Source organism: Kitasatospora sp. NPDC004723, assembly GCF_040609255.1.
Taxonomy (GTDB): Bacteria; Actinomycetota; Actinomycetes; order Streptomycetales; family Streptomycetaceae; genus Kitasatospora.
On record NZ_JBEXJT010000034.1, the window covers coordinates 1 to 13,172 of the forward strand.

13 protein-coding genes are annotated in these 13,172 nt (G+C 73.5%); 4 read left to right on the plus strand and 9 right to left on the minus strand.

The features are described 5' to 3' along the window. Positions 1-923: alkaline phosphatase family protein (locus ABZW10_RS26870; RefSeq protein WP_355370381.1), on the minus strand; the 923-nt coding region annotated here is incomplete at its 3' end. A gap of 14 nt (positions 924-937) precedes the next feature. Further along, the gene (locus tag ABZW10_RS26875; RefSeq protein ID WP_355370384.1) at positions 938-2,359 is read right to left on the minus strand and encodes an endonuclease/exonuclease/phosphatase family protein; all 1,422 of its coding nucleotides are present in this window, start codon (positions 2,357-2,359) and stop codon (positions 938-940) included. Positions 2,360-2,585: 226 nt separating this feature from the next. On the opposite strand from ABZW10_RS26875, the gene ABZW10_RS26880 reads away from it, so the two are divergent. The 3 genes from ABZW10_RS26880 to ABZW10_RS26890 all read left to right on the plus strand — a co-directional run bounded on the left by ABZW10_RS26880 (position 2,586) and on the right by ABZW10_RS26890 (position 5,084). Continuing rightward, entirely contained in the window at positions 2,586-3,248 is a 663-nt protein-coding gene (locus ABZW10_RS26880) for a HEAT repeat domain-containing protein (RefSeq protein WP_355370387.1), read from the plus strand. Between the two features lie 3 nt (positions 3,249-3,251). Beyond that, positions 3,252-4,271 (plus strand): HEAT repeat domain-containing protein, encoded by a 1,020-nt coding sequence (locus ABZW10_RS26885; protein WP_355370389.1) that lies wholly within the window; start codon positions 3,252-3,254, stop codon positions 4,269-4,271. A 63-nt stretch (positions 4,272-4,334) separates the two neighbouring features. Further along, positions 4,335-5,084 carry an SDR family oxidoreductase gene (locus ABZW10_RS26890; protein ID WP_355370392.1) on the plus strand — a complete coding sequence of 250 codons (750 nt, stop codon included), beginning with the start codon at positions 4,335-4,337 and terminating at the stop codon, positions 5,082-5,084. Positions 5,085-5,161: 77 nt separating this feature from the next. Here the strand turns inward: ABZW10_RS26890 and ABZW10_RS26895 are convergent, their stop codons facing one another. Genes ABZW10_RS26895 through ABZW10_RS26920 form a run of 6 tightly spaced genes read right to left on the minus strand, consistent with a single transcriptional unit; the run spans position 5,162 to position 10,337 of the window. Further along, positions 5,162-5,482 (minus strand): multidrug efflux SMR transporter, encoded by a 321-nt coding sequence (locus ABZW10_RS26895; protein ID WP_355370394.1) that lies wholly within the window; start codon positions 5,480-5,482, stop codon positions 5,162-5,164. Between the two features lie 6 nt (positions 5,483-5,488). Next, positions 5,489-6,163, minus strand: a complete 675-nt coding sequence (locus tag ABZW10_RS26900) for an HAD family phosphatase (RefSeq protein WP_355370396.1) — start codon at positions 6,161-6,163, stop codon at positions 5,489-5,491. Between the two features lie 48 nt (positions 6,164-6,211). Next, positions 6,212-7,297, minus strand: a complete 1,086-nt coding sequence (locus ABZW10_RS26905) for an ABC transporter ATP-binding protein (protein ID WP_355370399.1) — start codon at positions 7,295-7,297, stop codon at positions 6,212-6,214. A gap of 19 nt (positions 7,298-7,316) precedes the next feature. Next, complete coding sequence (locus ABZW10_RS26910; protein WP_355370402.1) at positions 7,317-8,168, minus strand: ABC transporter permease subunit; 852 nt, start codon at positions 8,166-8,168, stop codon at positions 7,317-7,319. Beyond that, on the minus strand, positions 8,156-9,121 hold the full coding sequence (locus ABZW10_RS26915) for an ABC transporter permease subunit (protein ID WP_355370405.1): 966 nt from the start codon (positions 9,119-9,121) through the stop codon (positions 8,156-8,158). The genes ABZW10_RS26910 and ABZW10_RS26915 overlap by 13 nt, the downstream gene beginning before the upstream one ends. A gap of 46 nt (positions 9,122-9,167) precedes the next feature. Beyond that, positions 9,168-10,337 carry an ABC transporter substrate-binding protein gene (locus tag ABZW10_RS26920; RefSeq protein ID WP_355370408.1) on the minus strand — a complete coding sequence of 390 codons (1,170 nt, stop codon included), beginning with the start codon at positions 10,335-10,337 and terminating at the stop codon, positions 9,168-9,170. 344 nt (positions 10,338-10,681) lie between these two features. On the opposite strand from ABZW10_RS26920, the gene ABZW10_RS26925 reads away from it, so the two are divergent. Continuing rightward, positions 10,682-11,512: a GntR family transcriptional regulator gene (locus ABZW10_RS26925; protein ID WP_355370525.1), complete on the plus strand. Its 831-nt coding sequence runs from the start codon at positions 10,682-10,684 to the stop codon at positions 11,510-11,512. Between the two features lie 76 nt (positions 11,513-11,588). Here the strand turns inward: ABZW10_RS26925 and ABZW10_RS26930 are convergent, their stop codons facing one another. Next, the gene (locus tag ABZW10_RS26930) at positions 11,589-13,172 is read right to left on the minus strand and encodes a phosphonate degradation HD-domain oxygenase (RefSeq protein ID WP_355370411.1); all 1,584 of its coding nucleotides are present in this window, start codon (positions 13,170-13,172) and stop codon (positions 11,589-11,591) included.

Consider the following 13,172-nt stretch of genomic DNA (forward strand, 5'->3'; position numbering starts at 1 on the left):
TGCGCGCCGTACGCCGGGCCGGCCTCGGGGTGCTCGGAGAACAGGTAGGGGGCGACCAGCCAGGAGACGGTCGGCAGGGTGCCGTCCTTGCAGTGGGCGTCGAAGGCCGCGGGGTCGAACTTGGTCATCGCGTTGATGTACCGCGGGTCGGTGGCCGGGAACTTGTGGAACTGCTTGAAGTAGGAGAGCGCGTTGTCGTCGTAGTCGCCGGTGCGGTCGTCCTTGCTGGGGTTGTGGTAGACCCGCCAGCTCACGCCGGCCTGCTGGAGGCGCTCGGCGTAGGTGGTCCAGTCGGCGACGGGGTTGTCGGTGACGGGGGTGTTGTCGATCCAGGGGCCGGTGGTGCCGTCGCGGCCGGGGCCGGCGGTACCGGTCCACAGGTAGAGCCGGTTGGGGTCGGTCGGGCCGGCGAGCGAGGTGAAGTAGGCGTCGCAGAGGGTGAACGCGTCGGCCAGTGCGTACTGGTAGGGGATGTCCTCGCGGGTGAAGTAGCCCATGGTGCGCTCGCCCTTGGCGGCGATCCACTTGTTCATCGCGCCGTTGTTGATGGCCTGGTGGCCGGTGGCCCAGTCGTGGGCGAGGCCGCCGGCGTTCTGCGCGTTGTACTTGGTGGTGTCCATCCGGTACGGCAGCATCACGCCGCCGTCGCTGCGGCCGCCGTCGGGCTGGCGGAACACGTCGGTGCCGTCGGGGAACCGCAGCGCCTGCTTGTCGCCGAAGCCGCGCACGCCGTTCAAGGTGCCGAAGTAGTGGTCGAAGCTGCGGTTCTCCTGCATGAGGACGACCACGTGCCTGACGTCGGCGATGGTGCCGGCGGGGGAGGGCTCGGCGGCCTGGGCCGGGGTGCCGGGCAGGCCGGTCAGGGCGGCGGCGCCGGCGGCCGCGGTGGCCCCGACGAAGGTGCGGCGGGAGAGCTCGGACATCGTGAACTGGCCTCTCAGAGCTGGAAGGTGGCGACGGCGGCGGCGCAGTCCGAGGGCCAGCCGTTGGCGGCGGCACCCGGCTCGGGCTGCGGCCAGCCGGTGGCGATGGTGTGCGCCTCGACGAGGGTGAGCGGTCCGGCGAAGTGCACGGCGGCGATCCGGTCCTGCGGCTCGGGCTTGCCGGCGGCGCGCTGCTTGCGGCTCGGCGACCAGGTGGCCCCGGGCGCGGCGGCCGGATCGGGGTGGGCGGCACGGTAGCTGTCGGTCAGTCCGGCCCCCTGGATCGCGGTGGTGACGGGCCAGTCCAGCGCGCCGACGCCGCTGTGCGCGGCGGCGGTGGCGGCCGTCCAGTCGAGGTGCGACGGCGAGGCGAGGTCGGCGCCGAGGAGCACCGGGACGCCCGTCGCCGCATCGGCCCGGACGGCGGCGGCCAGCGCCCTGGCCTGCTGGAGGCGGGTGGAGGCGTTCTCGGCGGCGGTGATCTGCGCGGCGCTCTGCCCGTCCTGGGCGGCGTACGGCCCGTAGTTCGCCTCGTCGAGGTGGGCGCTCCAGACCCGGACGGCACGGCCGCCCGGCAGCTGGACGGTCGCCCCGGCGGCGGGCAGCGCGGTCGTCGGCGCGGTGGCGGCGGTCAGCGGGTAGCGGCTGAGGATGCCGACGCTGCCGGCGCTCTGGTGGGCGTACCAGCCGAGCGCGGTCGCCAGCGCCCGGGCGGCTCCGCCCGCCGTCTCCTGGAGCGCCAGCACGTCCAGGCCCTGGGTGAGGACGACGCGCAACTGCTTCTCGACCGCGTCGGTGAAGGCGGCGCCCGCGTTGGCGAGGTTCCAGGCGGCCACCTTGAGCCGGGGCGCCGCCGTCGGGTCGGTGACCGGGACGACGAGGGTCAGCGCGTCCGTGGCGCCCCCGGTGTCCTTCACGCCGACCAGCAGCTGCCACTCGCCCGTGCTCGCGGGCGCCGTGCCGCTGACCGTGCCGTCGGCGGCGACGGCGAGCCAGGCCGGCCCGCTGATCTTGCGGAAGGCGGGGGCGCCGGAGGGGCGGCACCAGAGTCCGCCGAGCTTGACGGTGACGGCCGCGCCGGGCGCGACGGCGGTGGCGGTGAGCGCGTCCACGGCCAGGTGCGGGCGCGGCGCCACCGGCTTGGGCCGGAAGGTGAACGGCGCGCTCTGCGCGAGGACGCCGTAGCCGTCCTTGGCGAGCAGGTACGCCGTGTACGGCCCCCCGGTCAGCGCCGAGGTGTCGAGCTGGACGTCGCCGGACGCGCCCGGCGTGTACTTCCAGAGCAGCGAGGCGCCGTTGCCGGGCTGCCGGGTGCCGTCGTAGACGCCGACCCAGTTCTTCGGATCGGCGGCGTCGGTCGTCCAGTGGAAGGTGAGCCGGTCACCTTCGACCGGAGCGGTGGGGGAACTGAGGGCGAGCGTGCTTCCTACGGCCACGGGGGTCCTTCGAGTCGGGCGGACGGTCCAGTTGGCTGGACAACTGGACGCCTATTGACCCGAAGGAGGGAGTACGTGGCGTGAACACGGCATGGCTGGGCGCGGGGAGGTCGGCCAACTCGTGCTTGAGTGCCGGTCGTCGGCGAATCATTCGGGCCCGTCTGCGCCGTCCGCTTGACCTTGACACGGTGGCAAGGTCTTGACTGCGGAGCAGGAGGTGGCACTGATGACCTTGCCGCAGGAGGAGACGACCACGATGCGGGCGTTCCGGGCGCTGGCGCACCCCGACGCGTCGGTGAGGCTGCAGGCCGCGCTGGCGGTCGGCACCGCGCCGGACCCGGGGTTCGTCGCCGAGCTCGTCGAGCGCTGCGCGGTCGAGCCGGAGTTCTCCGTACGGGAGATGCTGACCTGGGCACTCACCCGCCACGAGCCGTCGGCGGTGGTCCCGCCGCTGGTCGAGGAACTCCGCTCGGACCGCGCCCGGGCGCGGAGCCAGGCGTTGCACACGCTGTCCAAGATCGGGGACCGGCGGGCCTGGCCCGGGATCACACCGGCGCTGCTCGCCGACGCCGACGACGAGGTGGCCCGGACCGCCTGGCGGGCGGCGGTCGTCCTCGCACCCGACTGTGAGAAGCCCGCCTTGGCCGTAGAGTTGGCGAAACACCTCGGTCGCGGCGAGCGCGAAACGCAGCTGAGCCTCAGCCGGGCGCTGATCGCGCTCGGGGAGGTGACGCGGCCGGCCCTGGACGCCGCCGCCGCGGCTCCCGACCCCCGGGTGCGCGCCCACGCGCTCGCCACGGAGCGGCTGTGGCGCGATCCGGACGCCGGCTTCGCGTTCGCGATCGAGGAGGCGAAGCGCGTGGTGGCCCTGGGCGGGGAAGGACGGTAGTCGGTGCTGATCGGCGAGGTCGCGCGACGGTCCGGGGTCAGCGCCCGCATGCTCCGGCACTACGAGGCGCTCGGCCTGGTGCGGCCGACGGGGCGGACCGACGGCGGCTACCGGGAGTACGCGGACGAGGACGTCCGGCGGATCTTCCACATCGAGAGCCTGCGGTCGCTGGGGCTGTCGCTGCGCGACGTCGGGCGGGCGCTCGACGACCCCGGCTTCGCGCCCGCCGAACTCGTCGACGACCTCATCCGCGAGACCCGGCAGCGCATCGCGGCGGAGACCGAGCTGCTCACGCGCCTGCGCCGGATCGGCGCCGCCGAACCGGCGGGCTGGGAGGACGTCCTGCGGACCGTCGCGCTGCTGCAGGCGCTGGGGTCGAAGAGCGCCAGGACGCGCCAGCGCGCGGCCCTGGCCGCGACCGACGGCGTCCCCGTGCCGGTGGAGGCGCTGGTCGAGGCGGTGCTGGGGGAATCGGACCCGAACGTCGCCGGCGCTCTCCGCTGGGTGTTGGCGCAGTCGGGCGAGGAGGCGGCGGCGCTGCTGGCGGCCGGCCTCGACGCACCCTCGGCGGAGGTGCGCGAGCGTGCCGTCCGCTCGCTCGCCGAACTGCCGGACGCCGTGGCCATCGCACTGCTGCGGGACGCCCTCACCCACCCCGACCGGGCGGTCCGCGGCCGCGCGGCGCTGGCCCTCGGGGCGCGTGGGGCGGCCGACGCGGTCGCGCCGCTCGTCGGCCTGATCGTCGAGGGAACGAACGACGTCGATGCGGCCGACGCCCTGGCCGCGCTGGCGACCGACCCCGCGTCGGCCGACCGGATCGCCACCGCCCTCGTCGACCGCCTTGCCCCCGCCGCCGTGGACCCGCCCGCCCGCCGCCGCCTGACCCAGGCCCTGGTGGACATCCCGGGCCCCACGGCCACCCGCGCCCTCACCGCCCTGACCGAGGACGGGGACCGCGCCGTCGCCCTCACCGCCGCCTACGCCCTCCAGCGGCGCGACTCCCCGCCGGGCGTGGGGTGTTGAGGGCTGTCCGGGCCTGTGATAGCCCTGTGTGAACGGCAGTCACGACCGGGTTGGGGTGGTGGGATGAGGACGGCTCTGGTCACCGGGGCGTCGCGCGGAATCGGCCGGGTGATCGCGACCCGGCTGGCCGCCGACGGGGCGGCGGTCATCGTGCACTACGGCACCGACGAGGCCGGCGCGGCGGCGACGGTGGAGACGATCGAGCGTGCCGGCGGAACCGCCTACGCCGTGCGCGCGGAACTGGGCACGGACGACGACGTCGACACGCTCTTCGCCGGGGTGGAGGCGGTCCTGGCCGGCCGCCCGCTCGACGTCCTGGTCAACAACGCGGCCGCCCCACCCGCGGGACCGCTCGGCGTCACGACGAGGGCGGAGTTCGACCACCTCTTCGCGGTGAACGTCCGCGCGCCGTACTTCACCGTCCAGCGCGCGCTGCCCCTGCTCCGCGACGGCGGCCGCATCATCACGATCTCCTCCGTGGCCACCCGGATGGCCAACCCGGCCCAGACCTCCTTCGCGATGACGAAGGGCGCGGTCGAGACGATGACCCTGACCCTGGCCAACGACCTCGGCACCCGCGGCATCACCGTGAACGCCGTGGCCCCGGGCGCCACCCGCACACCCGCCAACGCCCCGGTCTTCGAAGCCCCGGGCCTGACCGACTCCATCACCCGGTCGACCGCCCTCGGCCGCCTGGGCACCCCGGAGGACGTCGCCGACATCGTCGCCTTCCTGGCCTCCGACGCCGCCCGCTGGATCACCGGCCAGATCATCGACGCCACCGGCGGCCTCTTCCTCGGCCCCCGCGCCTGACACCGCCGCCGGCCGCCGTGATCGGCACGGGGCAGTGGAACGGACCCCGTACGCGTGCGTACGGGGCCCGTGAGGTGTCAGTGGCTGCTCTTCAGGTTGAGGACGACGACTCCGGCGATGACCAAGGCTATGCCGAGCCATTGGAGGCGGCCCAGGGACTCGCCGAAGGCGACGACGCCTATGCCGGCCACGGCCGCCGTTCCGGCGCCGGACCACACGGCGTAGGCCACCGAGACCGGGATGTGCTTCAGGGCGCGGCCCAGCAGGGCGAAGGAGAGGACGTAGCCGATGGCCACGCCGACGCTCGGCCAGAGCCTGCTGAAGCCCTCGGTCAGTTTGAGGCAGCTGGTGGCGCAGACCTCGCTGAGGATGGCGAGGGTGAGGAGTACGTAAGGCATGGGGGCTCAAACCCCGGGCGCGGCGGTGAGCTTCCCGAGCAGGGTCAGGTCCGCGTGCTCCAGGCTGTCCAGGAGGGTGACCCGGGAGCCGTCCGGGATCGGGACGTCGCTGGACGGGACGGCGAGGACGGCGCAGCCGGCGGCGCTGGCGGAGGCGACGCCGGTGGGGGTGTCCTCGACGGCCACGCAGGTGGCCGGGTCCAGGCCGAGCCGCGAGGCGGCGGCCAGGTAGGGGTCCGGGGCGGGCTTGGTGCGGGGGGTGTCCTCGGCGGCCAGGGTGACGGCGAACCAGTCGTGGCCGAGGGTGGAGAGGACGAGGTCGACGACCCGGCGGGGGGAGGCGGAGACCAGCGCGGTGGGCACCTGGGCGTCGCGGAGGGAGGCGAGCAGGGCGAGGGCGCCCGGGCGCGGGACCGTCTCGGCCGCGACCTTGCCGGCGAAGGAGTCGCCGAGGCGGGTGGCGAGTTCGGCCTCGGTCAGCGACGTGCCGCTGACCCGGTGGAGGTGGGCGGCGGTGTGCTCGATGGCCTGGCCGAGGACCTCGGGGGCGTCGGCGTCGGTGAGGGGGTGGTGCAGCTCGTCGGCGAGTTCGGCGGCGGCCTGCCACCAGAGCTGTTCGGTGTCGACGAGGGTGCCGTCCATGTCGAAGAGGACGGCGGCGGGTGGGGGAGTGTCAGGCATGGCGGTACCTTCGATGGTTCACGAGAAGGAGCAACGGTCGGTCGTCGGTCAGACCGTACGACGGTCGACCAGGACCGGTCGCTCCGGCAGGGTCAGCGCGGCGCGCGAGCCGATCGGCAGGGCGGCGGCGGCCTCGGTGGGCAGGTCGGCCTTGACCTCGGTGCCGTCGTTCAGGCGGACGGTGAGGCGGGTGACGGCGCCCAGGAAGGACGCGGAGACCACCAGGGCGGCCCCGTGCTCGTCGGGGGCCAGCTGGACGTTCTCCGGGCGGACCAGCACGTGCAGTTCGCCGTCGGCGGGCAGGGTGCCGTCCACGGCGTGGCGGCGGCCGAGGACGTCGACGCCCTCGCCGGAGCGCTCGCAGGGGATGCGGCTCATGGTGCCGACGAACTCGGCGACGAACGCGGTGGCCGGGCGGGCGTAAAGCTCGGAGGGGGTGGCGCACTGCTCCAGGCGGCCGGCGCGCAGGACGGCGACCCGGTCGGCCATCGACAGCGCCTCCTCCTGGTCGTGGGTGACGAACAGGGTGGTGATCCCCAGCTCCTGCTGGAGGCGGCGGATCTCCTCGCGCAGCGACAGCCGCACCTTGGCGTCCAGCGCGGACAGCGGCTCGTCGAGCAGCAGCACCCGCGGCTGCAGGGCGAGCGCGCGGGCGAGCGCGATGCGCTGCTGCTGGCCGCCGGACATCTGGTGCGGGTAGCGGCCGGCGTGCTGCGGCAGGCCGACCAGCTCCAGCAGTTCCTGGGCGCGCTTGAGGCGCTCGGCCTTGCCGGTGCCGCGCATCCGCAGGCCGAAGGCGACGTTGTCGGCGGCGGTCAGGTGCGGGAAGAGGCTGTACGACTGGAACACCATGCCCGCGTCGCGCTTGTGGGCGGGGATCGCGGTGATGTCCGTGCCGTCGACCAGGACCTGGCCCGAGTCGTGCTGCTCGAAGCCGGCCAGGATGCGCAGCGCGGTGGTCTTGCCGCAGCCGGAGGGGCCGAGCAGCGCGAGCAGTTCGCCGGGGTGGACGGTGAGGTCGAGGCCGTCCAGTGCGGTGGTGGCGCCGAACGCGCGGCGCAGCGAGCGGAATTCGACGGTCGCGCTGCCGGGGGCGAGGGGGACGCCGGTGACGGGGGCGGTGGCCGTGGTCATGATGGGTGACTCCGGGGGTTCAGGAGGTGGCGGGCTTGTGGCGGCGCTCGCGGCCGACGGTGGCCAGCAGGAGCAGCAGCAGCCAGGTGAGCAGCAGGCTCAGGATGGAGACCGCGACCGACATGTGGGCCTGGCTGTTGCCGACCGAGTAGATCCAGACCGGGAAGGGCTGGAAGCCGAGGATCGAGGCGGCGGTGAACTCGCCGAGCACCAGGGCCAGGGTGAGGAAGGAGGCGTTCAGCAGGGCCCCGCGCAGGTTGGGCAGGACGACGGTGAACACCGCGCGCGGCCAGCTCGCGCCGCAGTTGCGGGCGGCCTCGACGAGGGTGCGCACGTCGACCGAGCGCAGGCCGGCGTCCAGGGCGCGGTAGGCGAGCGGCAGGGCCATCAGCACGTAGGCGATGACCAGCACCAGCGGGAAGTCCGGGTCCTGGATGAACACGAAGGTCTGGAAGAACGGCGTGTCCATCAGGTAGTCCGGGCCCCAGCGGAGCACGCCGATCAGGCCGGCGGTCAGCGCGACCGGCGGGACGACCAGCGGCAGGGTGCAGAGCACGTCGATGACCGGGCGCAGCTTGGGCGCGCCGAGCCGGACGGCGATCAGCGCCGGGACGAGCAGCACCAGCAGCACCAGGACGGTGACGACGGCGAGGCCGAGGGTCAGCCAGAGGCTGTCCAGGAAGCCGGGGGCGGAGATCAGCCCGGTGTAGGCCTCGAAGGAGATGCCCTGCGGGTCGTCGATGGAGAACCAGAAGGAGGCCGCGAGCGGGACGACGAAGTACACGCCGGCGAGCAGCAGTACGGCGCCGCGCCACCAGCGCACGGGGCGGCGCCGGGCGGGAGCGGGGGCGAAGGTGGTCAGCTGAGCCATCGGGCGCTCCGGCGCTGGAGGGGGAGGTACACGGCCATCACCAGGACGGCCACGACGATCATGTTGAGGCTGAGGGCGAGGGCGAGGTTGCCCTGGCCGACCAGCACATTGCCGGAGAGCGCGTCCGCGATCGAGCGGCTGACCAGCGGGACGGTCGCGCCGACCATGGCGGCGGCGGTGGCGTAGGCGGCGAAGGCGCTGCCGAACAGCAGCACGAAGCCGCCGAGCAGGGAGGGCAGCAGGATCGGCAGGGCCACGTGGCGCCAGTACTGCACGGTGGTGGCGCGGTTGTTCTGCGCCGCCTCGCGCCACTGGGTGCGCAGGCCGTCCAGGGCCGGGGTGATGGTGAGCACCATCAGCGGGATGAGGAAGTACAGGTAGACGACGGTCAGGCCGGTGAACGAGTACAGCGACCAGCCGTGGTCGGTGAGGTGCAGCAGCTTGGTGATCTCACCGGCGTTGCCGAGGGTCGCGACGAACGCGAAGGCCAGCGGCAGGCCGCCGAAGTTGGCGAGCACGCCGGAGGCGGTGAGCACCGCCTGGCGCAGCCAGCCGTGCCGGGAGGTGACGACCGCCTGGGCGATCGGCAGGCCGATCACGGTGGCGAGCAGCGCGGTCAGCGCGGAGAGCTTGAGGCTGCTCAGCATGGCGGTCAGGTAGCCGCCCTGGACGGAGGCCGTCAGGTTGTCGAAGGTGAACTGCCCGGCCCCGGCCTCCGCGTCGCTGGAGGCGGTGAACGCGCCGATCACGATGGCGACGGTGGGCAGTCCGAAGCCGATCAGGAAGAACAGCAGCAGCGGGACGGTGGCGAGCCAGGAGGCGCCGCCGAGGCGGGCCGGCGGCCGTCGCCGGGGGGTGGGGGTGGTGGTCGTGGCGGTGGCGGACGCCCCCGCGCCGCCACCGGGGACGGTGGCGGCGGGGGTGGTCGGCACCGGGGTGGGAGCCGTGGTCATGAGTGCCTTTTCTCAGCCCGATGGGTGGTACGCGGCCGGTGGGGCGTCAGCCCGCGATGGCCTTGGTCCAGTTCTCGGTGACGACCTTCTTGGCCGCGTTGATCTGGTCCACGGTCGGGAAGGTGGTGAACGGCTTCTCGACGGCCGGCAGCTTGGCGGCGGCGGTGGCGTCCAGGGTGCCGTCCTTCTTCAGGGCCTCGAAGGTGGACGGGGTGGCGTAGCCGCCGAGGAAGAGGTTCTGGCCCTCGGCGCTGAACAGGTACTCCTGCCACAGGCGGGCGGCCGCCGGGTGCGGGGCCCACTTGTTGATCGCCTGGTTGTAGAACTGGGCGTAGGAGCCGTCGACCGGGATGGAGACCTGCCAGTCGATGCCCTTGCCCTTGAACTCGTCGGTGTAGCCGGCGTTCAGGTAGGACCAGTCGATCGAGATCGGGGTCTCGCCCTTCTCGATGGTGGCCGGGGTCGACTCGACCGGGTTGAAGTTGCCGGACTGCTTCAGCTTGCCGAAGAAGTCGATGCCGGGCTGGATGTTCTCCAGCGAACCGCCGTTGGCGAGCGCCGCAGCGTAGACGCCGCCGAAGGCCGAGCCGGACTTGGTCGGGTTGCCGTTGAGGGCGACCTGGCCCTTGTACTCGGGCTTGAGCAGGTCGGCGAAGGTCTTCGGGCAGTTGGCGATCTTCTTGGCGTCGCAGCCGATCGAGACGTAGCCGCCGTAGTCGTTGACGGCGGCGCCGTTCGCGTCCTTCATGGTGTCCGGCACCTTGTCGAAGGTGGCCACCTTGTAGGGGGCGAGGATGCCGTCCTTGACCGCCTGCAGGGCGAAGGCGCTGCCCAGGTCGACCACGTCGGGGGCGCGGTCCTGGCCCTTGCGGGAGTTGATCGCGTTGATCTCGTCCTGGCTGGAGCCGTCCGGGTTCTCCTCCTCGACCTCGATGCCGTACTTGGCCTTGAACGAGTCGATGATCTTGCCGTAGTTCGCCCAGTCCCGGGGCAGCGTGATGACGTGCAGCTTGCCCTCCTTCTTGGCGGCGGCGACCAGGCCGTCCATGCCGCCGAAGTCGGCGGCGGAGGTGGCCTCCTTGGCGTCCTTGGTGCCGGCCTTGGCGGCGTCGCCGGCCTTGGCGCTCGACCCGGCGGAGCCGCAGGCGGTGAGGGAGAGCGCGGCGGCGGTCAGTACGGCCGCGAAGGCGGCGGCGCGGGCACGGTGCACGGTCACGGGGAAGTCTCCTGTTAAGGGGGGCGTACTGCGAGGGGGCGTCCGCGGGGGGTTCCGCGTGCCTGCGTCTCGCGAAGGGCGGCGGGTCGGCCGGGGTGAGCGGCCGATCGACGTCGTCCGAGTTGACTAGCCAACTTCGCTGACGTGGGTAAGTACGCCGGAGCCCGGTGACGGGAAGGTGAACGGATGGCCCAGCCCCGGGGTCGGCTGCGGGAACGGTCGAATCAGGTCGGCGGCGGAGCATTCGGCGAATGCGATGCTTCGGGAGCGCAGCGGGATAAGGTCGGGCTGTCCGGCGCCGGAAGGGCTGCGCAGGACACCGCCCAGGAGGGACATTGACTGACGTGGCACTGGAGTCGGGGCGCCAGGGAGCCGGTTCGGCGGATGCGCCGGCCGGCGCATCCGCGGGCGCTTCCGCAGCCGAGCGCGGGGCCGGTTCGCTCTACCGCAAGGTTGCCGCAGACCTGCGCGAGGCGATCACCACCGGCGCGTTCGGCGAGGCCGGACGGCTGCCGGCCGAGGGCGCGCTCGCCGAGCAGTACGGGGTCTCGCGCGGAACCGTCCGCCAGGCGCTCGCGGTGCTGCGCTCGGACGGCCTGGTCACCTCGCGCCGGGGCACCCGCCGGGTGGTGCTCGGCACGGCCCGGGTGCAGAGCTTCTCCGAACTGCTCAGCTTCACGCGCTGGGCGTACTCGATGGGCGAGGAGCCCGGCGGCATACTCGACTCGATGGTGCGCCGCCCGGCCGACGCCGCCGAGCGCGAGCAGCTGCGCCTCGAACCGGGCGACGAGGTCTACGTGATGGTCCGGCTGCGCACGCTCTCCGGCACGCCGGTGATGGTCGAGCGGACCGTCTACCCGCCGCGGGTCGGCGAGATCGTCGCCGAGCTGCCGCCGGACGTCGTCTCGCACACCGAAGTCCTGCGCGAGCACGGGATCCTGTTCACCGACGCCGACCACACGATCGACATCGTCGCCGCCAACGGGGACGACGCCCGGCTGCTCGGCTGCCGGCGCGGCGGCCCGCTGCTGCGCGAGCGGCGCCGGACGACGGACCCGACCGGGACGCCGGTGGAGTGGTCCCAGGACCGCTACCTGCCCGGCACGGTGGCGTTCAGCGTGCACAACTCGCTGGCCACTTCGGCGCTTTCGCGGCATGCCCGGGAGATGGACTGAGGACTGAGGACTGCGGCGGGGCGGCCGGGTGGCCGCCCCGCTCGTGCTCGTCCTTGACGGGGCGTCAGCGCATTCGTCAGCGCATCAACGAGGCCAGCAGCGGCCGGAAGTGGGCGAAGTCCGGCGTGACCGCCCCCGCTTCCTTGGCCAGCTCGTCCCAGCGGCGCACCGCCACCGCGTCCTCGGCGCCCGGGTGGGCGGCGAAGTCGGCGGCCTCCTGCTCGGACATCGGGCCGCCCTGCACCTGGAGGGTGTACTCGGAGGCCTCGGACAGCTTCGCCCGGTAGTCCGGCTCGACGGCGCACAGGTAGCGCTTGGCCGCCACGTGCAGCCGGACCGGCTCGGTGACCTCCGGGCCGAACCAGCGGGCCAGCCATTCGGCCCCGGTGTCGCTGTGCCGGTTGTCCTGACCCTCCATCAGATCCCGTCCGTGCAGGACGCCGTGGAAGTGGCCGATGTCGTGCAGCAGGGCCGCGGCGACCAGCTGCGGGGCCGCCCCGGCGGCCTCGGCCAGCGCGCCGGCCTGCAGCATGTGCTCGGCCATGGTGACCGCCTCGCCCAGGTACTCCCCGGCGCCCTCGCCCGCGAACAGCGCGGCCAGCTCGTCCAGCGCGGCCGAACGGCGGTGCAGCACGGCCAGGGTGGAGGCCAGCGAGTCCAGGTCCGCGTAGCAGCCCTGGAGGTGGCGGCGGCCGTCCTGCGCGAAGGCGGTGCGGGCGTGCATCAGCCGGGTGTTGTCGAAGACCAGGCAGTCGCCCGGGTCGAGCCGGAACTCCAGCTGGAGCTCCGGGCGCAGGGTGACCGCGGCGAACGCGCGGTACGCGGCGTAGAACGCGTCCAGTTCCGCCGCCGAGCCGCGCAGGGTGGCGATCGAGCGGTTGTTGAACCGCACTTCGCGGATCCGGCCCAGCGGGTCCACGTCGATCAGCGGCCGGTCGGCGCGCAGTTCGGCGGCGCGGTCGCGGAAGACGAACGGCACGAGGGTGCGGGTCAGCACCGCGAAGTGCTCCGGCGCCTCCGCGCGCAGCAGCGCGGCGGCCCGGAAGCCGTCCACCAGGCCGGAGTCGCCGCCGCTCGCCGAGTTCTCCAGGCAGTGCAGCAGTTGCAGGGTCGGCACCGGGTCGCGGTACGGGTTGTCGGTGTGCGGGGTGATCGCGGCGCTGGTGAAGGCCAGGTTGTTCGGGTCCGGCTCGACCCGGACGTCGAACAGCTCGCCGTAGTTGGTGACCCGCACGTGGCCGAAGCTCTCCGCGACCGCCAGCACCTGCCGTTCGCGCACCGGCACCCCGCGCAGCACGGCGAAGCCGGAGCGGCGCACGGCGGCCAGCACGGCCGCCTGCTCGGCCGGGTCGGCCAGGTAGGCCGACCACTGGGCCTCGGGGAGGCCGGCGGCGAAGTCCGCGGCCTCCCAGAGCCGCTTGTCGGCCTCCGTGCGCCCGTCGCCGTCGGCCTCCCGGGCCAGCCATCCGGACGGGTACCGGGAGCGGTGCCCGTCCGACCAGAGCACCTCCAGGTGCCCCTCCAGCTCGGCCCGCGCGGCGATCGCGAGGCCGTCCGGCAGGTCGGTGATCTGGAACAGCTTCTGCCCGTTGCGCGGGTCGCGGCATTCGGCGCAGGGGCAGTTGTCGCGCAGCCAGTACGGCGGCAGCTCGGTGGTCAT